The sequence below is a fragment of the Fulvivirga sp. M361 genome, assembly GCF_007097395.1.
Taxonomy (GTDB): domain Bacteria; phylum Bacteroidota; class Bacteroidia; order Cytophagales; family Cyclobacteriaceae; genus Fulvivirga.
In genome coordinates, this window is sequence record NZ_VKDC01000039.1 from 72042 (window position 1) to 95659 (window position 23618).

Annotated in this window: 12 protein-coding genes; 2 read left to right on the forward strand and 10 right to left on the reverse strand. The window is 43.7% G+C overall.

All coding sequences use genetic code 11. From position 1 onward, the window contains the following. Positions 1-218: 218 nt before the first annotated feature. The 6 genes from FNH22_RS26875 to FNH22_RS26900 form a co-directional block, all read right to left on the reverse strand. Entirely contained in the window at positions 219-2012 is a 1794-nt protein-coding gene (locus tag FNH22_RS26875) for a RagB/SusD family nutrient uptake outer membrane protein (RefSeq protein WP_143401611.1), read from the reverse strand. A gap of 11 nt (positions 2013-2023) precedes the next feature. Then, positions 2024-5494 (reverse strand): TonB-dependent receptor, encoded by a 3471-nt coding sequence (locus FNH22_RS26880; RefSeq protein WP_143401612.1) that lies wholly within the window; start codon positions 5492-5494, stop codon positions 2024-2026. Positions 5495-5662: 168 nt separating this feature from the next. Next, positions 5663-6727, reverse strand: coding sequence for a FecR family protein (locus tag FNH22_RS26885; RefSeq protein WP_143401613.1), 1065 nt, complete (start codon positions 6725-6727; stop codon positions 5663-5665). Between the two features lie 137 nt (positions 6728-6864). Next, entirely contained in the window at positions 6865-7482 is a 618-nt protein-coding gene (locus FNH22_RS26890) for an RNA polymerase sigma factor (protein WP_185154433.1), read from the reverse strand. A gap of 263 nt (positions 7483-7745) precedes the next feature. After that, positions 7746-11174 (reverse strand): glycoside hydrolase family 2 TIM barrel-domain containing protein, encoded by a 3429-nt coding sequence (locus tag FNH22_RS26895; protein ID WP_221420360.1) that lies wholly within the window; start codon positions 11172-11174, stop codon positions 7746-7748. 252 nt (positions 11175-11426) lie between these two features. Continuing rightward, the gene (locus FNH22_RS26900) at positions 11427-13229 is read right to left on the reverse strand and encodes a sodium:solute symporter family protein (RefSeq protein ID WP_143401615.1); all 1803 of its coding nucleotides are present in this window, start codon (positions 13227-13229) and stop codon (positions 11427-11429) included. A 286-nt stretch (positions 13230-13515) separates the two neighbouring features. Between FNH22_RS26900 and FNH22_RS26905 the strand changes: the two genes are divergently transcribed. Both FNH22_RS26905 and FNH22_RS26910 read left to right on the forward strand, forming a co-directional pair. After that, positions 13516-15141, forward strand: a complete 1626-nt coding sequence (locus FNH22_RS26905) for a beta-N-acetylhexosaminidase (protein ID WP_221420361.1) — start codon at positions 13516-13518, stop codon at positions 15139-15141. A 152-nt stretch (positions 15142-15293) separates the two neighbouring features. Continuing rightward, complete coding sequence (locus FNH22_RS26910; protein WP_143401616.1) at positions 15294-16925, forward strand: alkaline phosphatase D family protein; 1632 nt, start codon at positions 15294-15296, stop codon at positions 16923-16925. Positions 16926-17691: 766 nt separating this feature from the next. On the opposite strand, the gene FNH22_RS26915 is transcribed toward FNH22_RS26910, so the two are convergent. The 4 genes from FNH22_RS26915 to FNH22_RS26930 form a co-directional block, all read right to left on the reverse strand. Further along, positions 17692-18189, reverse strand: coding sequence for a hypothetical protein (locus FNH22_RS26915; RefSeq protein ID WP_143401617.1), 498 nt, complete (start codon positions 18187-18189; stop codon positions 17692-17694). Further along, positions 18182-18802: a hypothetical protein gene (locus tag FNH22_RS26920; RefSeq protein ID WP_143401618.1), complete on the reverse strand. Its 621-nt coding sequence runs from the start codon at positions 18800-18802 to the stop codon at positions 18182-18184. The genes FNH22_RS26915 and FNH22_RS26920 overlap by 8 nt, the downstream gene beginning before the upstream one ends. 410 nt (positions 18803-19212) lie before the next feature. Beyond that, a complete protein-coding gene (locus tag FNH22_RS26925) occupies positions 19213-21498 on the reverse strand; it encodes a starch-binding protein (RefSeq protein WP_143401619.1) in 2286 nt (761 codons plus the stop codon). Between the two features lie 506 nt (positions 21499-22004). After that, positions 22005-23612, reverse strand: coding sequence for a PD40 domain-containing protein (locus tag FNH22_RS26930; protein ID WP_143401620.1), 1608 nt, complete (start codon positions 23610-23612; stop codon positions 22005-22007). Positions 23613-23618: the final 6 nt, after the last annotated feature.

Below are 23618 nucleotides of genomic sequence, written 5' to 3' on the forward strand. Positions count from 1 at the left end.
GTTCGAAAACGAAATTGTTTTGTTCGAACACGAAAACTTATTGATTTGACGGGTACTATTGGCTGATAATTTTTAAAAGTTTCAAAACCATGGTGCATACAGCAATCGTATGATCAAGATCGGTGAATCCGGACAATACAAAGTGTTTAAAAGGAATTATACCTAAGGCAAGTCAACTATTGACTTGCCTTAGGTATAAACTTAAGCTCTTCCTTCTGCTACCAGTTAGTGTTTTGCCTAATGTTATCATTCAAAACGATCTGGTTAGAGGGTATGGGATACAGATAATAGTGCTCCGGGAAAAGAGGTGGTGTGCCGAACCAGGAAACATATCCTTCGGCCGCCCCATTCTGCACAGGTACAGTATTGTTAAGATCGGACGCTACAATGTACCTACCCAACTTCTCCTTAGCTGCATAATCGTCCATTTTTCTCCACCTGCGTAGGTCATCAAAACGAAAACCTTCTGCCATCAACTCAACAGCACGTTCTCTTCTGATCTCCCATAGAATGGGATCAATCTCAGGATCTCTGACAGGATCAAAACCTGCATCTATATTAGCCACCGTCAGAGCTGCTACCTGACCCCTGGCCCTGAGCAGATTAATGGTCTGGTCCGCAACCGCCTGATCAAACTCACTCAATTCAAACTTCGCTTCTGCATAGTTCATCATAACCTCTCCCATCCGGAAGATAGGAGCATCTGCAAAATCCCGGTTTTGAACACCTGTATTCAGCGCGTTGTAATATTTGAAAAGCTTATAGCCCGTACGTGTCACGTTGTACGGTTGACCGTTGTTGAATGGCCTCCAGTGTGGGGTTTCCCGTACGATCAGGCCACCCCAGTTAGATGTAGGCAACTGCTTGTGTAATTCGTCAGACAGGGTAGCCATCAGGTCGATATACTCACGATCCGCGGGGTCGCCGGTATGTGACCATTCCTTTACATTCTGATTTCCCGGGGTGTTCACTTTGAAGGGCGGTACGGTAATAAAATACATCCTTCTGTCGCGGTCGCGGAACTCACTGTACGGGTCACTCTCTAGCCCCGAACCACCGGCAAAGGCAGGGTTTGCGCTTACCGGTGTACCGTCTGTATACAAGAACATATCGGCTGCCTTTTTGGTCAGATCCCAGTTACCCGCTGAATTCCTGTGCCGGGAAGTCAAGATTTGCGTCAGAGCACCTTCTTCATACTGCTTATAAAGCAATATACCATTAACACCATCCAAAGAAGCACTATTGAATACTTCATCATAGTTAGGATGCAACGTAGAAAAAGTATTGATAAGTTCAAGAGAGGCATCCGCACTGGCTCGCAGGAATTCAGTTTCTCCTCCAAGCTCATGGTATTTCCTCCAAGTACCTTCGAATAAACCAAAACGGGAAATGAGAGCCCTGACCACATGAACGTTTATCGTATTCTTTCCGTCACCCTCCTCCCGTATATTCTCTTCAGCATAAGTAAGATCACGGAGTATATTGGCCGCCACCTGGTCACGCGTATCCCGAGCGGCATAAAGCCGTGGATCTGCTTCGGTAAGCGTTTCCTCTACCCATGGAACATCACCATATTTAATCAGCAGGTTAAAGTAGGACCATGAACGGAAGAAAAGGCCTACGCTTCTCCAATGAGCCTGATCATTCTCGGTAAGTTGAGAACTTTCCAGGTTACCCAGCATTATGTTTGCTCTCCGTATCTGCTGATAGGGTATAGTCCACTCATCAGAATTGGTGGGTACATTTATACGGCCCCATATCCATGCACTAGCGCCGCTGTTATCAAAGGCAAAACTGTTACTGAACAGATCCCCATGAAATTCTGAATTAGGTACGCTAAGGTTATACGCGGGGAACGTCTCATAAAACCCCCATGCATAGGTTTTAAAATTTTCATAATTAACAAACGTGGTTTCCTCTACCAATGCATCTTTGGGAAGTTTTTCCAAAAAATTATCGTCACATCCAGTGCTTACTAGTATGGCAAACAGTATAAAATATATCTTCTTCATTGTCTTCACTTTTAAAATGTAATATTCAGACCGACCGCATAGCTCCTGAGGTATGGATACGTTCCTCCAAAGCCGAAATTCTGGAACTCGGGATGGATACCATCAGGCAGTTTGTCATTATCGATCAGATTTTCAGCAGAGACATAAACCCGCAGGCTCTCCGCAAAAATCTTATTCACGATCTGCTTGGGTAAAGTGTAACCTATGGTGATGTTTTGCAACTTCCAAAAGGCTCCATCAGAAAGATACCGGGTCTGCACCTCACGACTTCTAGGGTAGTTGCCGCCTCCACCTTCGTATACCCGTGGATAAAAGGCATCCGTATTTTCAGGCGTCCAATAGTCGAGGTGATGCTCAAAAACATTATTGAACCGGTTGAGGAACGGCCAGTAAACATTATTACTGATCCAACGCTCACGTTTTCCTACTCCCACGATACGGAAAGAGAGATCGAAACCCTTGAAGCCAGCACTACCGAAGACCCCAAATTGATACCGGCGTGTACTGTTACCAATTATTTTCCTGTCACCAGGGTCATCTAGTGTACCATTGCCTGAGAATATTTCGCCATCACCATTGAGATCCTTATACTTAATATCCCCGGGATTTGGATTTACTCCCTGGAAAGCAGGTATACCTTCTTTTAACATGCCACCAGTAAGATCATCATTTAGTGTGCCTTCTACAAAATCATCAATGGTATAGAATCCATCGGTTTCATAACCCCATATTTCACCGATTTCCTGGCCTACATAATACTGTGATATTAAACCTTCTTCATTGTCAAATTTCGTGATCTCCGCTTGGTTATCGAACAGGTTGAAACCAATAGAGTATTTAAATTGCCCTATCTCATCTCTCCAATCCATTTGAAGTTCCCAGCCATTGGTCTCAAGATCAGCGACATTCTGGCGTGGTGCGCTTGCTCCCAGTACAGCCGGTAATTCTGCTCCCGGGGCCAGCATATCCAGCGTTTTTCGAATAAACCGATCAAATGTTACAGCCAACTTATTGTCGAAAAATTCAGCATCTAACCCCAGGTTGAGCGTCTGTACCGTTTCCCATGTGAAGCTGGAGCTTACCAGTCCAGGAGTTCGTAATGATGTAAACTGTTGGTTAGCAGCCGGGTTTATCCAGCTTGCTTGGTAAGGATCAAGGGTAGGCAGGAAGGGATAGAGTATAGGATTACCAGCTGCATTTACTATATTTTGATTTCCGATCTCACCCCAGGATCCCCTGATCTTAAACCCATTCACGATGTTTTCAATAGAACTTAGAAAGGGTTCAGACATGACCTGCCATCCTGCGGATACTGAAGGGAAGAAACCAAAACGATCATCGGAAGGAAAGCGTGACGAACCGTCATATCGTCCGTTTAATTCAAGAAAATATTTCTGCTTGTAATTATAGTTGATCCGGCCAAAGTAACCGGCTACAGCCCATTCACCGAAACTATCAGAAACCCTTGGGTTATCCAGTGCTACTGAAAGTGAGGGAAGATCAGTGCTGATCAAGTTATCTTCTGTAGAACTGAAAAATTCCGTAGAACTGTTTTCCCGGTTCATCCCCACAAGTGCATCAAAATTATGATCGTCAATTGATTTACTATACTTAGCATATAGGTTTAAGGCGTAATAGTCACGATTTTCATTAGACCTGTTGTAAGAGGTAATTGCCGTAGCATCATTAGGCACAAGACGTACGGCAGAAAAAGTTTCGGGATTATTCCTGGTCCTTTTAAAGTTTCTTACACGATTTTCATAGGTGTATTCTGTCGTGATGGTGAGCCCCTCTAGCAGGTTGAAATCCAGCTTACCGGTAAGACGCAAGTTGTTTCTTTTCTCCTCATCTGCCGGTTGCAGCCTTGTCAGGTTTGCCGGGCTATCATAGGGCAAAAAAGTGCCGTCAGGCATTTCATGGCTCCCGGTGCGGGAAAAGGAATAAAATGTAATGGCACGGTAATAGTCGGTAGTAGGGTCCAGACGGGTACTGGCTCGGTAGTTTATCGCTAAACTTGACGAAAGCTTGTCTGATATCTCTGTGCTTAAAAAAGTATTCAAATTGTAGCGTGTAAACCGGTCTTTACTGGTGACCATAACCCCGTCTTCATCGCTATATCCTAGTGAGATCCTGTATGCCGATTTTGCAGAGCCCCCGGATACGTTGAGGTTATGTATATGAGTGAAACCCGGGTCATCCAAAAACTCATCGAGGGGATTGTTCTCTGTTAACGGGTAGATGGTTCCTGCCTCCTCGGCATATCCCAACGGGAAAGCCGAAGGATCCTGTTCGTATTGTTCTACAAAATCAAGCCAAGTAGGCATATCCTGGCCCGTCCACAAATTTGGATGTCCCCAACTATTCAAGGCCCTTACAAAATCAGCCGTTTTGGCTGCTTTAGGTATTTCTGTGGGATCACTTATACTCATCACATTTGAATAACTAAGGCGGGCGGGCTGATCTTTTTTTGCCTTTTTTGTTGTAATAAGTACTACTCCGAAAGAGGCCCTGGCTCCATATATAGAAGCCGCAGCAGCATCTTTCAACACAGTGACTGATTCGATGTCCCGAGGATTGATATCGTTCAACTCCACGGGAACATTATCCATTAAGATCAGGGGTTCTCCACCGTTTATAGATTCAAAGCCCCTGAGTTGGATATCGGTATCTGTCCCTGGTCTTCCTGAACCAAACGAGACTTGCAGCCCAGGTACGGCTCCCTGTAACGCACGTGCAGCATTATTCTCAGGGCGATCTCCAATAACCTCGTCCATTTGAACAGTAGCCGCTGCCCCGGTGATGTTGGCCTTTTTCTGTGTTCCATAGCCTACTACCACAACCTCGGATAAAGATTGTATGTCGGGTATCATGGCAATTTCAAAGGAGGTTTGATCTCCAATGGAGACCTCTTCGGTGTCATAGCCTACAAAGGAGACAAGCAGTACTTCGGCGTTATCAGGAACGGATAATGTAAAATTACCGTTGTAATCCGTTATAGTACCGACAGTAGTGCCTTTTACCAGCACCGATGCACCGGGCAAGGATTCACCTGTAACGAAGTCTGTTACTTTTCCGTTAAGTACACGATCCACTTCTTCTGTAACAGGGTCAAAGGCCTGTTGCTCCATAACCTTAATCACAGAGACTGTCTGGTTAATTCTTTTGAACTGTAGACGATGATTTCTTGAGAGCTCCATGAGGATATCTTTCAAAGAAACGTTAGACCTTACCATGTTTATGTTGGTAATATTACGTATCTCGGAATCCTTGTAAAGGAAGTTGAAGCCAGTCTCCGTTTCCAAGGAGCTCATGGCCTTTTTCATAGACACTTCCTCCCACTTGATGGAAAGAAAGATTTCACTTACACTCTGCGCACCACTTTCCGCAGCGGAAAGAGATAAATAAGTAATACACTGTACGAACGCTATTACAAGTACGTACCTGGACATTTTGACTGCTTTTTTTAGTAAATTTGCATTCATATCTGGGTTTTTTGATTGGAAATGATAAAGACCGGATAAGGGCCCTTATTATGATGTGCGACCAAACTCCTCATAGTACAGGGTCCTTTTTCATATTTTGAGTTAAACTCTTCTAGGTGGCACTCCATTAACCGGAGTCAAACAGTATTTTATTGATTTTCATAGCTACTACAGACTTTGTATTAAAATTATCTTGTCTTCTATTTGGTAATCGAAGGCTCCCTGGTGACGGAGTCCTTTGAGTACTACTTCAAGGGGCTCATTCTGGAAAGCCCCTGAATACGACTGGGTCAACTCTACCGTTTTATTAACCTCAAAGGAAACGTTGTACCAACGTTCCATTCTTTTCAATATCTTGTCGAGGCGTTCGTTATCAAAAACCAGCCGCCCATCCTTCCATGCAAAAGCATTTGTACTTTCCATGTCTTTCTTCTCAGCATACTTCCTTTCTACATCATAGATAGAGATCTGGTAATCCGTGAGGATGTGTTCAAAATTGGCCGTAGCACCAGGAAACGCCGTAACCCTCACTTTACCTTCCTCCACAGCCACGCTCACCGTCTTTTCCTGGGCAAAGCCCTTCACATTGAAAGATGTGCCTAATACCTGCACTATGACATCACCGGATTGTACCTGGAAAGGCCTTAACGTGTCTTTTTTTACTTCAAAAAACGCCTCACCTACCAGGACTACCCTGCGAATAGAGTCAGCAAATATGTTTGGATAGCTGATGGAAGAACCTGCGTTGAGTTTTACAGAAGTGCCATCACCAAGTACTGTGGTTAATTTTTGGCCCATAGAACTGGTCTTAGTGATCATTTTAGCAGTTACGTTTCCTGACCTTAACGCGTCGGACCTGTGTGTTTGATATTGGAAAACCAACCACCCGCTAATGGCAAGAAGGCACACTGCTGCGGCATACCTGTACCCTCTTCGTAAAAAGTGAGAAGGAAAAAACCTGTTGGATGATTTGCTTTCTTGTCGAGTCAAAAGCCTTTCAAAAAGGGTGTTATACTCCAAATCTGTTATTGAAAGCTCATTCTTATACTTCATATCCAGAATGAACTCTCTTGCCAGCGATACTTCAGTTAACTTTCCAGGATGGTTGTCCAGGAATTGCTTCCAAAACTTGTCAGAATGAGTATCCGGATAAATCACCCACCTTACAAAGTAAGGATCATCCAGGAAATCCCATTGGTTAAAGGAATTATATTTGCTTAAAGCCCGATCCATCTGGCAACAACTTTGCTTTATACTTAGGGTATTTGATATTCTCAATATATCCCATTTCGATAGATTAAATATTTAATCGGTCATTTTTTTACTTTATTGGTATTTAATTAACTTAATCGGAAAATAATCATTAGTCATCACTGCAATATTTTACGCAGCAACCGAAGACTTCGGCTGATCAATTTGGAAGCAGAATTTTTGTGTTTCAGGCCCATGATATCTGCCACTTCCTGGTGTGTGAAGCCTTCATAAAAATAGAGAAGTATTGCTTGCCTTTGCTTGCCGGATAGTCCGGTGAGAGAAGCATTCATCTTTTGCAATCGCTCTGAGTAGGTTTCATCAAAAATCATACGGGTTTGTGAGCTGAACTCTATTTCGAATTCAAATCCTGCCTTGTCCAACCGGGACTTTTCCAGCGGACGGTTACCTGCCAGTTGCTTCATTAACTGGTGATACAATGACTTATACAGGTATGGGCGGATGCTACGAATATTCTTCAGGTCATCCTTTTTGTCCAGCAAGTACAAAAACACCTCCTGAATGCTATCCAGAACAATATCCCTGTCAGTGGTGAACTGACTGGCATACCGGATCAAATTTTGTACATGGGTATTGTAAACTGACCCAAGTGCTGCTACGTCACCTGCTTTCAGATCTTCAATCAATTCTCTATCATCAGGTCTGTTTAAAGGGCGTAGCCTTGGCTCTTTTAGTCTGTAACCTTCTCCTCCTGTTGTCTTTGCTTTTTTGAACATAACCATTCAAGCCTCATTTCATATCCATCAATGGGGGTTTATGTTGGCAGGAGTGTTCAGAATAATCTCTTTTTCATCCTTGTTTTTATCATCAGACCCCTTTAAAACAAAAGGATGCCGAATACCGATTTATGCTCTATAATTTTCCTTGGTAATCATGTAAATTATTGAAAAACAATGCTTTATGCAAATCTCAATCCGACCCGACACATTGAAAACAAATCCATAAACTATCAATTGTTCCGCATCTACACCTTAGTTGGTTAATTCAATTTATCACCATGGTTATATTTCTTACCCAGCCTTATCACATCACCCGTTTTTTTATTCATGAATGGAACCAGGTAAAAGCCATAATGATAGGACCGATCACTTTTCAACAAATATGAATCTTGTGGCTTTGCACCCCAGCTATTATCCCCACCTACCCCTCTTTGAGACAAGTCAATGTTAAGTTGCACCAGGTCATGTTCCTTAATATCTGTGATGTGTTTGCGGTAATTGACATGCTTGTCCTCTTTCCACCTGTATTCCTTGTCCACTTCATAATTTTTGTCATACATCAATCCGGGGGTAACATCAAAATCTTGACCAGGGGTATGCGAAACACTCATACTTAACGGCTGTTTCCTGTTAGCTGCTACTACGATTAGCCCTGTTCCATTACTTGTAGCCAGCGCGAACCAGCGTACATCGGTTTTGTTTCCATTCTCCTGTGGCCGCACGTAAGGAACGTACTGATCTCGAACTTTCGAATGATAGATATCCAAAAAGGCAGAGGCTTTTCTGTCCTGGTAGTTTTCCCATGGCCCACGGCCATAATATGTCAAGTCTGTATAGGATTTGGGCATTTGCATTTGCATCCCAACCCTCGGGATATCCGCCCGGTATGCAGACGGATCCAGGGTATTGAAGATACCGATGACCCCGTTGCCATCTATCTTATAAATACTTTGATAAGAAGTATTTACTCCTGGCAATTCAAAACGCACGATTATCTCTACCCGGTTATCTGCCTTTCGGTTCATGTTGATATCTGTAACCCGCGAAAAGAGAGAAGCCTTCTTCCATTCGATATTCTTTTTATGCATCCTGTTCCCCAGGTCGTTGTCAGCAGGTGCCCTCCAGAAATTGGGTGTTGGGCCATGCTCGTTATTAAGGAGCTCTTCACCCCGGTAAGCATAAGAACTCAACCTGCCCTTTTCCTTATCAAACTGTATGTTAACCACACCATTATTAATATGCATAATGTTTCCCTCCGTTTTAATGCTTAATGGATCCCCATAATCCTCTTCCAAATCCTCGTGTTGGTACAGGGTTTCCATGAGAAACTGTTCACGTGCTACCTCGAACCCCGCCGGAAGAATTCCCCATGTCTGCCTGGTGCTGGCCGTTAATCGCACATGATATTCCGTATTGGGCCGGATGCTAATGTTCAATGGAACCCTGATCAGTTTCCCGGTATGGGGCTCAACTGATATCTTTTCAATATCAATGGTTTGAAGCGCTTTCCCGTCAGCGATGATCTCAGCGCTAAGATCAAACCGATCCAGGTCAGTAAAATCGTAGAGGTTTTCTACCAACACCCGCAATTCATTATATTTATTGATCCCTTTATCTTTAAAATTAATGTACTCATATGCCTTTTTAACCTCATAAAGCGCAGGTTGCGGAGTACGGTCAGGAAAGACGATACCGTTGTTCAAAAAGGAGTTATCAGTAGGCATGTTTTCGCCATAATCTCCGCCGTAGGCATAAAACCGCTCCCCGTTTTCGTTCGTTTCCCAAACAGACTGATCTACCCAATCCCAGACAAACCCCCCTTGCAGGTTGTCATACTTTTCGATGATGTCCCAGTAATCCTGGAAATTACCTGTGCTGTTTCCCATGGCATGAGCATACTCGCTAGGGATAAAAGGCCGGTCAGTTTTTGCCTGGCCCATAATTTCAAACGTATCAGGTGACGGATACTGGGGCACTATAATATCCGTATTCCAGTCCATATCAAACAGGTTTCCATCGCGTTCTTTGTAGGGCCTTTCGTACTGCACAGGACGCTTTGAAGCGTCCATCGCCTTGATGGCTTTGTAGCCGGTGTAAAAATTGACACCGTTACCGGCTTCATTCCCCATAGACCAGATGATCACAGAAGGATGATTCCGATCGCGGATCACCATGCGCAGCATACGTTCAACATGAGCATGTTCCCAATCCTGCTTTTTAGCAAGGGAATGTTCCCCGTAATACATCCCGTGTGACTCAATATTTGCCTCATCCACTACATAGATGCCGTACTGGTCGCAGAGTTCATAAAACCTTCTGCCCCGAGGGTAATGACTTAATCGTACCGCATTGATGTTGTTTTCCTTCCACATACGAATGTCTTTAAGCATAAGGGCTTCACTCATAACATGGCCTGTTTCCGGGTCATGTTCCTGCGCATTCACGCCTTTAAGAGTAATGCGTTGGCCGTTAACCAGCAATAATCCGTTTTTGATCTCTACCTCACGAAATCCGATCTTTGCCGGCACAGCTTCAAGAGTACTCCCTTTCCTGTCTTGCAATGTTAACAGGAGGGTATAAAGATCAGGATGCTCGGCACTCCATTGCATGGCATTCTCTATGGTCGTCTTAACGTGATGGACCGTCTCGGCATTTGGCTGTAACATAATGTCAGCCGCACCAGAATATTTCACCGTTCCTGCAGAGTCTATCACTTTATAAGTAAGCCTGGCCTTGGACGATTTTGACTGGTGGTTCCAGAGCATAACTTCGAGATCCAATTCCCCATGCCGGTAACCGGCATCAAGTCCTGATACTACTTCAAAATCCCTGATGCGCTGCCTGGGTTGTGCATATAAAAACACACTGCGTTCTATGCCACTGATACGCCAAAAGTCCTGACATTCCAGATATGATCCGTCTGTCCAGCGGAAGATCTGTAGTGCAATCGTATTCTTCCCTGCTTTTACATAAGGAGTGACATTGAATTCGGCGGGTAATTTGCTGCCCTGGGAATAACCAGCATACTTACCATTGATCCAGACAAATCCGCCCGACTTCATAGCACCGATGTGTAGGAACACTTCCTTTTCCAGCCAATCCTTTCCAAGGTCAAATTCCCTTCGGTATGACCCAACCGGGTTGTAATCATGAGGTACTTTTCCAGGGTACTTTGGGTATATCTTATCAACAAATTCCATCTGTTCGGATACTGGAGCTTTGAAGTCGGCGAATTCGTACTGATGATTAACATAGATCGGCACACCGAAACCTTCCATCTCCCAGTTAGCAGGTACCCTTATGCTATCCCAGGTATCTACGTTCTCATCTGGATCCATAAAACTCAACGGCCGTTCTTCCGGTGACTTTACCCAATGAAACTTCCATATTCCGTCAAGTGACTGGAAGAAACGCGCTTCAGCCGGCTTTTTATTCAAGGCTAAAGCTTCAGAAGTATATGATGTAAAGGAGGCATGAGCCTCTTCCTTATGCTCGCTCACCATTTTTTCGTTTTCAATGTAGCTCTTAATGTCATCAACATTAAGTAAGCCCTGAGCCCATACTGAACTGCCTACGCATAAGGCCATGAGCAGAGTCGTCAAAAATTTGTCTTTTGTTTTCATTCGCTTTTTATGATGTGTTTTTACCTCTTTTTTAGTACCTCTATCCCTCAGAGGCTCATTTTCCATTTTTCCTTATACTTACTACTTCACGCGGATCATTATTTGGGTTTTCCCACAATAGACTGTCCCAGGACATCACAGGTGAAAATTGTATGAACTCGGTGCGAGGTTTGTCAATCAAAACCAATAACAACTTAAAAACGCATTTTGCTCGATAACGAAATTTGATCATTGTGATACTTAGCATTTGCATATAACTAATACGGATCATCCTGCTTAAACTTAGCAAGGCATGAAAATGGATTCCGCTACCGATCTTTATTCTATATTTAATGTTGACCATAACCTAAACAGAAAGTAGATCAGCACAACAAAGACCAGTAAAAGACACAACCCTGTGACCACGTCGCCATAGATAAAGCTGCCAATGGCAAAAAGAGCGCTGTAGATGGCAAGACACCCAAGCAACACGCTTAATATACCCTGTGGTAGGTCCCATTTCTGATCAGAAGCCTGAATCGGATCCTCTTGATTATCAGCAAACTGAATGACAGCTTTCCATCCAGGGCCTCCGGGATGCGTCAGTTTGTAGAATTTTATCAGTGTTGCCATGTTCTCAGGAGCAGTGACAAACGTGGTTATGATCCATGCCACTGTAGTAATGACTATAGAAAGAAGTAGTTTCATTGTTGTTCCGTCAATCATTGCATTTGCCAACGCTTCGTCAGGAATAACGAGTACAAGGACAAAAGCACTGATAGTGGCTGTGACCATGGCAATGATCTCTGTCCAGGCGTTTATTCTCCACCAGAACCACCTTAAAAGATAGATAGCCCCGGAACCAGCTCCTGAAAGCAGTAGGATATCAAAGGCCTGCGTGGCGTTTTCCAGTACCGTCAATGCCATAAATGCTGTCAGGACCATCAGGACCAGGGTGGACATACGCCCCATGAACACCAATTCTTTCTCCGATGCTCCGGGTTTTACAAAGCGCTTGTAAAAATCATTGACTAAATAAGATGATCCCCAATTCAGATGGGTACCTATCGTGGACATGTAAGCAGCAACAATGGAGGCCACCACTAGCCCCAGCCACCCAGGGGAAAGCCGGGATAACATCGCCGGATAAGCAACATCATGTCCAAGGTACTGATCCGTAATCCCAGGAAATTCCTGTTGGATAGAGGCCAGGTCGGGAAACACGATGAGAGAGGCGAGAGCTACAACGATCCAGGGCCAGGGACGTAGAGCATAATGGGCAAAGTTGAATAATAAAGTGGCGCCAATAGCATTTCTCTCATCTTTTGCGGAAAGCATACGCTGGGCAATGTAACCACCACCGCCAGGCTCTGCTCCCGGGTACCATACGGCCCACCATTGCACCGCTATAGGTATGATGAACAGGGTAATTAATGTAGAAGTATCGTCAAAATTGGGAAGTATGGATAGCTTTTCCTGCAGCTGGGGATGTGCAAGCAAACTGGCAAGTCCACCCACTTCCGGTTGGTTAACAGCATCAATAGCGGCATATACCGCACCCAGCATAGCTATGCTGTACTGAAAAAAATCAGCCCATATAACTCCTTTTATCCCACCAATGGCCGCATAGACTACCACAGCAAATGAGGCAATACATACGGTAACTATCGGCGAAAGCCCAAACATTACAGCCCCGATCTTTATGGCTGCCAGAGTGACAGTCCCCATAATAAGGCAATTGAAAAACACCCCCAGGTAGAGCGATCTGAAGCCTCTTAGGAACGATGCCGCTCTACCGCTGTAACGAAGCTCATAAAACTCAAGGTCTGTCATGACATTGGAGCGCCTCCATAATTTGGCATAAATAAAAACGGTGACCATACCCGTGATCAAAAAAGCCCACCATGCCCAGTTCTTGGCCACTCCATCTTCACGTACCATCCCTGTAACAAGGTTAGGCGTATCAGCGGAGAACGTACAGGCAACCATGGAAACCCCAAGAAGCCACCATGGCATAGACCTTCCTCCTAGAAAAAATTCACCCGTGTTTTTGCCTGCCGTAAGTGAGGCTGCCCAGCCAATACCCAGCACTACAATAAAAAAAACAGCTAGAATGCTCCAATCAATGGCTTCAAGAATCATATTAAAATTAAGGTTTCATGATCAACAGTTGTGTTACGTACTTTTCTACCTCCAAAAAGGTGAATAATTATGTATTAAACAAGTATTTTTTAAAATAGTGTTCGAAAACGATATAATTTTGTTCGAACACGAAAAATGTAGTATATTTATAGGTGTGATATAAACGCGCTACCAAGCCACTGTAAGACTTAAAGTACAAGCCTTCAACTAATGATCAGAGTTCATACCAATCTAACTGTAAATTCCTATGTACAAATTAATGAGTTGCTTACTCATACTTTTACTAATGATGGTATCGTGTAGTCAGCCCGTGCCAGAAGAGCCTAATCAGTATCATTTAATTCCATTACCACAAAAAGTAGTGACCAGAGAAGGTAAATTTCATTTGAAAGCGGATACCAAGATCATTCTGACACAACAATCTGAAGAGACAGGCCCTATATCAGAATTCCTTCGTCAATTTTTAAAGGAAGCTACCGGCCATGACCTTGAAATAATGCATAGCAGCAAGCCAGAGAACGGCAGTATTTTCCTCACGCTGGACCCATCCCAAACCGCGCCGGAAGGTTATACCCTAAAGGTGGACACTGAGCAGGTTACTATTTCTGCAAAGGCGGCGGCGGGTCTCTTCTATGGTGTACAAACCATGCGTCAGTTGCTACCCGTTGCTGTTGAAGGGCCGGCAAGCCATGATGCTATAATAGCTATCCCTAATGTGGCAATCGAAGACACTCCACGTTTCAGCTATCGTGGTATGATGCTGGATGTAGCCAGACATTTTTACACCGTAGATGAAATCAAGCAATTTATCGAACTGCTGGTCATGCATAAAATGAACATTTTCCATTGGCACTTGACGGACGACCAGGGATGGCGTATTGAGATCAAAAAGTATCCTAAACTAACAGAGATAGGCGCCTGGAGGAAAGAGACTCGCGTCGGGCACGCGGGTGACGGATCGTCAAGGTATGATGGAAAGCGATACGGCGGTTTTTACTCCCAGGAAGATATAAAAGAAATTGTCACCTATGCGAAAAAAAAGTTTGTAACCGTGATACCCGAAATTGAAATGCCCGGTCACTCACAGGCAGCCCTGGCAGCTTATCCCAAGCTGGCCTGTAATCCCGGTCCCTACGAGGTATCGACTACATGGGGAGTCCATAAAGAGGTGTATTGTCCAAAAGAAGAGGCTTTCGGATTCCTCGAAGAGGTATTAAAGGAGGTATTTGCGCTGTTTCCCAGCAAGTATATCCACATTGGGGGTGATGAGTGCCCCAAAGACCGCTGGAAGGAATGTCTTGATTGTCAGACTCTGATCCAAAAAGAAGGCCTGGAAGATGAGCATGAGTTACAATGCTGGTTCATAACACGTATGGAAAAGTTCATTAACGACCATGGACGAAAGATCATTGGATGGGACGAAATCCTGGAAGGTGGTTTGGCCCCAAATGCCACCGTCATGTCCTGGAGGGGAGTAAAGGGAGGTATTGAAGCTGCAAAACAAAAGCATGACGTCATTATGACACCAACTTCCCATTGCTATTTCGATTATTATCAAAGTGAGGAGACAGATAAAGAACCGCTGGCCATAGGAGGTTTCCTGAATGTACAAAAAGTATATTCCTATGAACCCGTTCCTGATGAATTGACCGGCGATGAAACAAAATACATACTCGGGGCTCAGGGAAATGTCTGGACCGAGTATATCCCTACTTATGAGCACGTGCAATACATGGTACTGCCCAGAATGACGGCCCTCTCGGAAGTAGTATGGAGTGACAAACAAAACCGCAACTGGGATGACTTCAAGGAAAGGCTAAAGGTACAGTTAAAACGTTTTGATGCTGCAGGAATAAACTACGCTAAACATTCTCTTACTAAACCGTCGGCCGGCAATGAAAAAAATCAGTGAGCTGTTAGTGTGATAAAATGGCGGCGTTACTCCTGATTTTTTAAGACAGAGGTTGTAATGTAGCTGTGTTTTCCCTGTGGCCGACCTAACAAAATGTGTCCGGACTCCTTCGGTATCAACTATGATGTAAAACCTGAAAACAGATTAAAAAAATGAAAATTCACCTATCCGTACCTGTCCTGTTATTCTTCTGTTCAATGGCGTGCAGCAACACCGGAAATCAATATAAGGAAAAAGAGCAACGAATAAGTGATAACTACGTTCGTGCGACATTTAAAGGTATCGACACCCTTGCGACCAATGACTGGTGGAACCGGGGCAAAAGCGAGATCATCAATCTCAATGTTGATCGTGACAGTGTGGTAGCGTTCGGCATCTATACGGTTTCAAATAAAACCCTTAAACTAACCGCCCAGCTATTTCCTTTATATCCGGATGAGACGAAACAAGTAAGGCTGGAGGTGAAATATGCTGATGAATGGGAAGAAGTGCAAAAAAAGTCGGTCAATGAAATAGGCTGGTCTTCTACTTTTCGTGTCGAAAACTGGCCGGATTCTGCCGACGTCCCGTACAGGATACTACATGGTGAGAATGCTATGTTTGAAGGCCTGGTGAGAAAATCACCAGTAAAGGATGAAATAGTACTGGCAGCACTTTCGTGCAATAGTAATAAAGACCGTGGTGGACGAGAAAATTATGTAAGAAATATCAATTACCAGGACCCGGACCTCATCTTTTTTGCCGGAGACCAGTCCTATGATCATACCGAGCATACTGCAGCATGGCTCAAATTCGGTAGGCAGTTTCGTGAAATTTTTCGTAACCGCCCGTGCATAACCATTCCTGATGATCATGACATAGGCCAGGGGAATCTTTGGGGAGAGAGTGGCAAAAGGGCCAAAAATCCGGCCGGGGCAGATGGTGGCTATTTTTATCACCCGGAATATGTAAAAATGGCAGAGCGATGCCAAACCAGTCACTTGCCTGACCCTTATGACGCCTCCCCAATAGCACAGAGGATCAATGTATATTATACGAATCTCGTGTTGGGGGGAGTTGATTTTGCCATTATAGAAGACCGCAAGTTCAAATCAGGACCGGAAGGAAAGATACCGCAGCAAGGACCCCGGCCAGATCATATCAGGAACCCTGGTTACGATCCTACAACGGTCGATGTCGAGGGACTAAAGTTACTAGGAGACCGACAGCTCAGCTTCCTGGAAGATTGGGGGAAAAGGAAGGAGTCCGTCTTCAAGGCCGTACTATCACAAACAGGGTTTTGCGGTGGCGCGCATCTGCACGGTAGTAAAGAAAATCGCTTACATGCGGATATGGACTCTAACGGCTGGCCACAAACAGGCAGGAATAAGGCACTAAAAGCGATCCGAAACGCCAATGCCATCCACGTTGCAGGCGATCAACATCTCGCAACAGTGATAAAACATGGTATTGAAGAATATGATAACGGACCATGGGCATTTGTAGTACCGGCCATTGTGAATGATTACTACAGCCGGTGGTGGTGGCCAGCCGATGAAAAACCAGGACAGTATGCCAATAAAACACTGCCCTGGACTGGCCGGTATCTCGACGGATTTAATAACAAGATCACTATGCATGCCTATGTCAACCCCGACAGCGAAGCAAATGGGGCTGGTTATGGAATCATCCGCTTTAACAAAGCGTCAGGGAAAGTGACCTTTGAGTGTTGGCCCAGGACTGTAGATGTAAGGTCTGAAAATGCAAGGCAATTTGATGGCTGGCCAATAACGGTAACTCCGTAGTTTTAAAACCCTGGCAAGAAAACTGTACCTGATCGTTATTTCATTCGCACGGTAATTGTAATCCACAATTATGAGTACGAGGTGATGAGAATTAGAGATGTATCCCTGAAATTTGGCAATCAGATTTAATATGACTTCATTAAAAGTTATTGGGATAATGCGTATTACTCATTGACCCGTCTTCGTACAGGTCTATGATCGTATACCCTGGAGGTGTTTCATGATACCAGTATTTTTGGGCTAAATTCTCATCTCCTTCCCTCACCAAAATCCGCACATGGAGCCATTGCAATAGAAGGTCACATGATTACATATTACTTCACCCGACAAGTGAACATGGCCGGTGATACAATGTTTTTTTATTTCTATGTTTATAAAACAGCTTTGTAAGCTGTTTACTGTCTGTATAGTTTCCACCAACTAGAATAGTGGAAGCACCGTGTATGGGATAATGGTTCATAATCAGAACAGGTGTGTGTATCCATCGGCATTTGTTCTAATTTGTGCTCCAACCATTTCATTTGTTTTTCATCCAGAGAGTCAGCATTTTTATCGTTACTATCCAATACCACTCCTTCTTCTCGAAACTGTAATATCTACCAGGGATATGGATAATTGAAAACTTATCAAAACTACCTTAGGAAGCCAACTTAAAGCGGCACACATATTGGATGACCAGGTTCAGGGAAGTTTTGGTAATAAAGAGTATTATCCCAAAGGTGGCAGGTAGTTGGGCAAATCAGCCAGTGTTATGATATAACGGATCTCAAAAAATACAATGCAGATCTTGCGAGCATTGCTTCAGGGTCCTTGATTCATTTTGTCCACAGGTATGATTGTTGGGACTATGATTGGTACAAGTCCAGGAGCCCCAGGTATCAAATTTCAACGAACCGCCCTCCCATTTTAGCTTACCGGTATTATTTTCCAGGTCGAAGACATATTTTATCTGTCCCAATTCATTGTCAGTAGTCGTGATCTCCAGCTTATTTTTATTCCTTTTGTATTTTCGGATCTCAAATTCGTTATTGAATATCTCTGACAGCCTGGTGGCATCCATGTTGTCTGCATTATAACCTGAACCAGGCCTTGGCACCAATGTAATGGTGTTAGGAATTAGCTCTCCTTCCAGGTCTTTCTGCTCGGAAAAAATGCTTTTGTCTTCCAGTTCAATATTATATGCCGGGCTTTGAGCATATAAGAGTCCGGCCATGCAGCATAACATCGAAGCGAGCACATATTTTGTAATGTGGCGGTTATTCATTTTTACCATGTTGTTTTAAATAATTTGAAAATCTTGACTCAAGAAAAGCGAGGAATTCCTTTGAGTACATGCCCGCAAACATGCTTAGAAAAATAAGGGTCGTAGCCCTGATCTCTACCTCGGATTCAGTGGTGATAATTATAGGGATCAGGTAGCTGATGCCAAGTACAATAATGCCAATGAGAGCGCCTAACATAGGATGCCAAAAAGTTCGCAAGTCATCAATTCGCGCATTTTCCAGGGCCAGCTTTTTCACAAGCGATATTAATGAACCCAATCCTCCCAGGGCCATCGAAGTGATGAATAAGATTAGCTTATTGGGTAGCGTTTTGTACCAGTTGAAAACAGATTCCGCGGCCTCTTCCTGCCCTCTTAATTTTATCTTCTCCAGGCTGGTAAATTTTACGCCATTCATTTCGTAATAGGCATTACCCAGTGAATCGATCCCTTTGGTAACCCCAGGCGGAAGCTGCACTTCTTTCTTTACCTGATTTGATCCGCCTATGAATTCCTTTTCTTCCGTGAGGTCGGCGTATAATATTCCTGCCAGGCCAAAATAAAGGCCAAATAGCAGCCATAAGGTCAATGAAATGTAGCTAAATATTGATTTCAAGCCAGGATAAGGGGTTTAGTATGATGTTTATACCTGGTAATACAGCAAAATATTAAACTTAAAAGTCTTAACCAAATAACGGACTCGTTATACAGAAATCCCTATTATAAAATATTAAGGGGGAAATTAACCGGTTCATATTCGATTTTTAAAGCTAACGGCTGGTGTTATAAAGTACATGCCTCAGAGCTTCAGAATACCAAGGCTCTCCAAGCTGCCACCTAAGAGACCTATAATAGTACTGAAAGAAGGATTCAAAGTCCTCATTTCAGTACTATCAATGGCATAAAGCCCGAATTATGGCTATTGATATTTCAACAAAAGTTTATATGTCAGTAAGAAACAGTCCCAAAGACGATAAATAGTCTTTGTAAACATCTATTTCGAATTCAGGCATGATTGACGGTTTATTACTTCATCAGCATCTTCAATTTCCCAATTCGTTCACCATTGAGGTAAACGTGGGTCAGATACATCCCTTTGGCTCCCAGAACTGCTTCACTGACACTAATCCTGTGATTTCCGGCACTGGTTTGCTGATCATAAATTACATCGGTTTGTCCCTGAAGATTGGTGACCGTCACCCTTAACATGCCGGCTTCTGCTGTTTTTATTGCTAATACTGACTGGTTCGTCATAGGGTTAGGAAAGAATGAAATTTCATTGAGTTCCTTCCTGTCATCGATTGGAATATCATCTGCAAAGGTGCCGGTTCGTGCTGAAGAAGAACCTGAAGGACAGGCTGTGGTACAGTTGTTCGACCAAACTCCGGTGCTTTGCCCGCTACTTGTTCCGGTTATTCTGAACCAACCGTCCGTGCCCCGGGTAAGATCCTCTGTTTGCTGTCCGCTGCCATTGTTAAATACCACGCCAATGTCATTGCCCGAGACACCGTTCGGAATGGTAAACGTAAAGGTATTCCATGATGAACCACTAATATTACTCATCGAAGCCCCTGGCCAGCCTGAAGTCCCTGCTAATACACTATTGGTAGCTTTGTTATAAAGATAGATATTGGAGGCGCTACCCCAACCACTGCCCGGAGGAAGTAAGTTAAGAGTGACCTGGTTAGAAGATGTACCAGGGCAGTTTTGAAGGCAGTTATCAGACCAGGCACTGTCACTATACCACCCGTCTGTACTTCTGGATAGATCACCTGTTTGCTGAGTCCCATCATTAAAAATTACTCTTATGTCTGATGCGTTAACACCCGATGGAGGAGTTACAGTATACGCATACCATTCACTTCCCGTTAAATTGGCCATACTCTGTCCGGGCCAGGCGTTAATACCTGGAAGTACCGAATTAGATGCTGCATCAAAAAAATACGCGTTAATATTACTTCCCCATCCTGAGGGTTTAAGAAAGTTAACAGTGAATGGAGGCACGGTTACTACGGGGCCACTTCCCTGAGTCCAGACCGCATAGTCATTTCCGGAGGTACGAAGTACCCAGCCACTACCATTCGGAGACCAGTTGCCACTACCCAGTTTCATAGCGACTGTCCCACTTCTACCGTCAATATAAGCGGCATACAGGTCATTCCTGGCTTCAGCAATATTGATCGTTGAACCGGCATGAACACGAACACTTTTACGTATATCAATTAAATCGACAATCGCATTACGAACACCTAAACCAGCATCGAAAAAATGTGTCCAGAAGACCATAGGATTACCCGGATGGGTCAAAATATAAGCATACCCTTTTCTCAGGTTGGTCTCTCCTCCGGGGAATACAAAATTAGAACCACAGCATTGCTGTGCCTCTCCTGTATCGTGATTGTCCAAAAAAGTTACCGACTTTGAAGGGTTGACGCCAATCATCCCGGAAGGTCGGCCGTTACCATCCCGGAGGTAGGATAGGTTATTATCACGAAGGGCATTCTGTAGACTCACTTTTGTATTAAAATCAAATGCTGAAGATGACTGCTGTGTGAAATTTACCCAGTTGTTCGTTTGCACCCGACTGCTTTCTAATAATTCACCTACGGCAAAATAAGGATTTGTCGCGTCATTATACTCTTTGTTGTAGATAGGATCATATCCATGGACAAAGTCGTATCGCCAACCATCAAAGCCGATATCATTTTTCAGGAAAAGCATCCATTGAATGATTTCTGCTCTTACGGCAGGGTTTCTATGGTCCAGATCCCTGGCTGCCGCGAAACCTCCGCTTGAGCCGTCTGCTTTGAGCGCAGTTCCGGGAAAATAGTCGGGGTTAATGCTAAACTCTACAGGATAGCTCACGAAATCCCTTCCTTCATCATCAGCAGTGATGTAGAAAGTAGGCCAATCAGGATTCACAAATGTTACGGCATCGGGAGAACCGACACGGTGATTAATGACAATGTCACTCAACACTTTGACGTCCAGTTGATGATATTGACTGATCAAGTTACGCAATTGGGTCTCAGTACCATAAGCACTGTTTACATCATAAAGCTCACGCGGCAAGTAGCCTTGAGGAGCTGCCGAGTTGCTGGGAGGTGGCATCCAGATAACATCGATACCCGCATTACTGATGATATTCCTGTTTTGAGTTACTACATCATACCAGGTTTGACCCGGAGGCTGGTTCTGAACGTTCCAGTCAAACGCCTGAAACATAACGTCTTCATCCTGTGCCCATATAGGAACATAAGTTAGACAAAATGCCAAAGTCAATAGAAAAATTTTCGCAATAGGTGTTTTCATTTTGTAAGGTTTAAAGATTTGATATTCTTATTCAAGTTCTTTATTAAACCTCTTAAAATATCCAATAGGTAAGGTTATTGCATTTTATTTTATCGGAAACGATACCGCAAAGGTTTGAAAATTTTGATAGGATTTAGGTATGTAAGACTGGAAATAAACGTAAAGCAATCTCTAATCGATGGATGTGAGCCAGGTCGATTTCTGTCATATAATAAGGAGACTGCTGAAGTTGTATCCTCCTTCGCAGGAACGCTGTTTTTTTAAATTGTTGACATCCTAAAGAAGACAAGACAGGAGAACAAAAGCTAACCGAAAAACATAGTAAAATCTGAATAAAGAATAAAAAAAAACACGCGATGAGCATGCCTTACTCTGATATTTGAGCAGTTTTTCTTTGATACCAGAGTACCCTATCAATTCGGATCGTTCGACAATCTGGCCCAGATAAAAAGGCACAAAATTACCCGGCGATATCGGATCTCATTAAAAAATCAAAACGTTGCGACTCACTGATTCAGCAGCTTCCTCACATCACGTCCGGGGCCATGAGATAATTCAGGATAACGCGCCACTTTTCTGATAAAAGCATCATGATATCCTTTGCTCCTGATTATTTCCAGCGTTTCCAAAGCTTTGTCCAGCCCTGTATATTCTCCGAAAGTATAACGATGGAATCCATCTCTTCCATCATGTTTCAGCACACCCTCAAGGTCCTGCAAAAACTCTATGTATACCGTTTTCGGATTAAGAAGGGCAAGTATTTGAACGGTATATACATACTCTACTACAATGGCGGTGTCTTTGACTACAATTTCTTCCGGTATGACTTCTTCCGGTGGTTCAGGCTCTTTTACAGTGAACCTGTATATATCATCGTCACCAACACCTCCCGGGCGATTAGATGAAAAATACCCCCAATCCCCATCGCTATGTAATACAAACCCGAAATCATCCCTTGCTGAGTTAATCGGTTTACCTAGGTTTTCGACACCTCTTTGTTGCATCAAACTTGTTCTGAATACATCCATACCGCCCAGGCCTCCATGACCGTCCGAGGCAAAGTAAAGCACCCCCTCTTCACTCATAAAGGGGAACATTTCGTTGCCTTCGGTGTTGACCTCATTTCCCAAATTCATAGGTGCACCCCAGGTCTCATTGGAAAACTGACTTACATAAAGGTCCGTTCCTCCAAAACCTCCGGGTATATTCGATGAAAAGTATAGTTGTTTTCCATCCTGACTGACCGATGGGTGGCCTACAGAATATTTGTCCTCTACCAGGTCTAAAAGCACAGGTTTGCTCCATAACCCTTTCTCTGTTTTACTAGTGTGAAAAAGCTGTAAATGGATCGTGTTATCTTCATTTTTGCTGGCGCTTCCATGAAAGTTGTTACGTGTAAAGATCATCTGGTTACCACTGTCATAAATAACTGCCGGGCCTTCATGATATTTGGTATTCACCACTTTTGAGAATTTTTTGGGAGTTCCCAAAATACTATCGTTGGTATATTCACTCAAATAGATATCCAGATAGGCGCTATTGGTACGACCATATCGTTTTCCCTGGGCCACTTCTTCCCTGGCAGAAGCAAAGATAATCCCGCCCTCATAAAATGCAGATCCAAAATCCGCATAGATCGAATTGATATCTATTATATGGACCTCATAACCGGTTTCATTTTTATGATAAACAGCCATTTGATCCATGAAAGCGAGCTTTTTCTTAGTTCGGTTATCATGAGGTGCATTTTGACTATACAGCTCATACCATTTCCTGGCCTCCTCATATTTGCCATTCCCCATTAGCACTTCTGCAAAGTTGAATTGTTCTTCAACCGGTAGTTCCGCTACCGTTGCCTTTCGATACCACTCTTCGGCTGACTGCAGATCTCCGACTTTATAATAGGAAAGGGCCGTTTTCATGTAAATGAATGGGTCATCCTGAACTGATGCTATCTCTTCATATAGCTCAATCGCCTTAAAATACTCAAACTGATCAAAAAGTTGCTCAGCGTCATCACGTTTTCTTTTCAGTTTAGCCTGATCGCCCTGTGCACATAGCTCCGGGCAGAAAAATGCAACGACTAAAAAAAATACTACACCTGATGTCTTCATGTCAGA

What these genes read in the sequence shown, in the direction of transcription:
- FNH22_RS26890 (WP_185154433.1), bottom strand. Translation starts at nt 7,482, where the DNA reads ATGTTCAAAAAAGCAAAGACAACAGGAGGAGAAGGTTACAGACTAAAA.
- FNH22_RS26885 (WP_143401613.1), bottom strand. Translation starts at nt 6,727, where the DNA reads ATGGATCGGGCTTTAAGCAAATATAATTCCTTTAACCAATGGGATTTC.
- FNH22_RS26930 (WP_143401620.1), bottom strand. Translation starts at nt 23,612, where the DNA reads ATGAAGACATCAGGTGTAGTATTTTTTTTAGTCGTTGCATTTTTCTGC.
- FNH22_RS26910 (WP_143401616.1), top strand. Translation starts at nt 15,294, where the DNA reads ATGAAAATTCACCTATCCGTACCTGTCCTGTTATTCTTCTGTTCAATG.
- FNH22_RS26925 (WP_143401619.1), bottom strand. Translation starts at nt 21,498, where the DNA reads ATGAAAACACCTATTGCGAAAATTTTTCTATTGACTTTGGCATTTTGT.
- FNH22_RS26905 (WP_221420361.1), top strand. Translation starts at nt 13,516, where the DNA reads ATGATGGTATCGTGTAGTCAGCCCGTGCCAGAAGAGCCTAATCAGTAT.
- FNH22_RS26895 (WP_221420360.1), bottom strand. Translation starts at nt 11,174, where the DNA reads ATGGAAAATGAGCCTCTGAGGGATAGAGGTACTAAAAAAGAGGTAAAA.
- FNH22_RS26915 (WP_143401617.1), bottom strand. Translation starts at nt 18,189, where the DNA reads ATGAATAACCGCCACATTACAAAATATGTGCTCGCTTCGATGTTATGC.
- FNH22_RS26880 (WP_143401612.1), bottom strand. Translation starts at nt 5,494, where the DNA reads ATGAATGCAAATTTACTAAAAAAAGCAGTCAAAATGTCCAGGTACGTA.
- FNH22_RS26900 (WP_143401615.1), bottom strand. Translation starts at nt 13,229, where the DNA reads ATGATTCTTGAAGCCATTGATTGGAGCATTCTAGCTGTTTTTTTTATT.
- FNH22_RS26875 (WP_143401611.1), bottom strand. Translation starts at nt 2,012, where the DNA reads ATGAAGAAGATATATTTTATACTGTTTGCCATACTAGTAAGCACTGGA.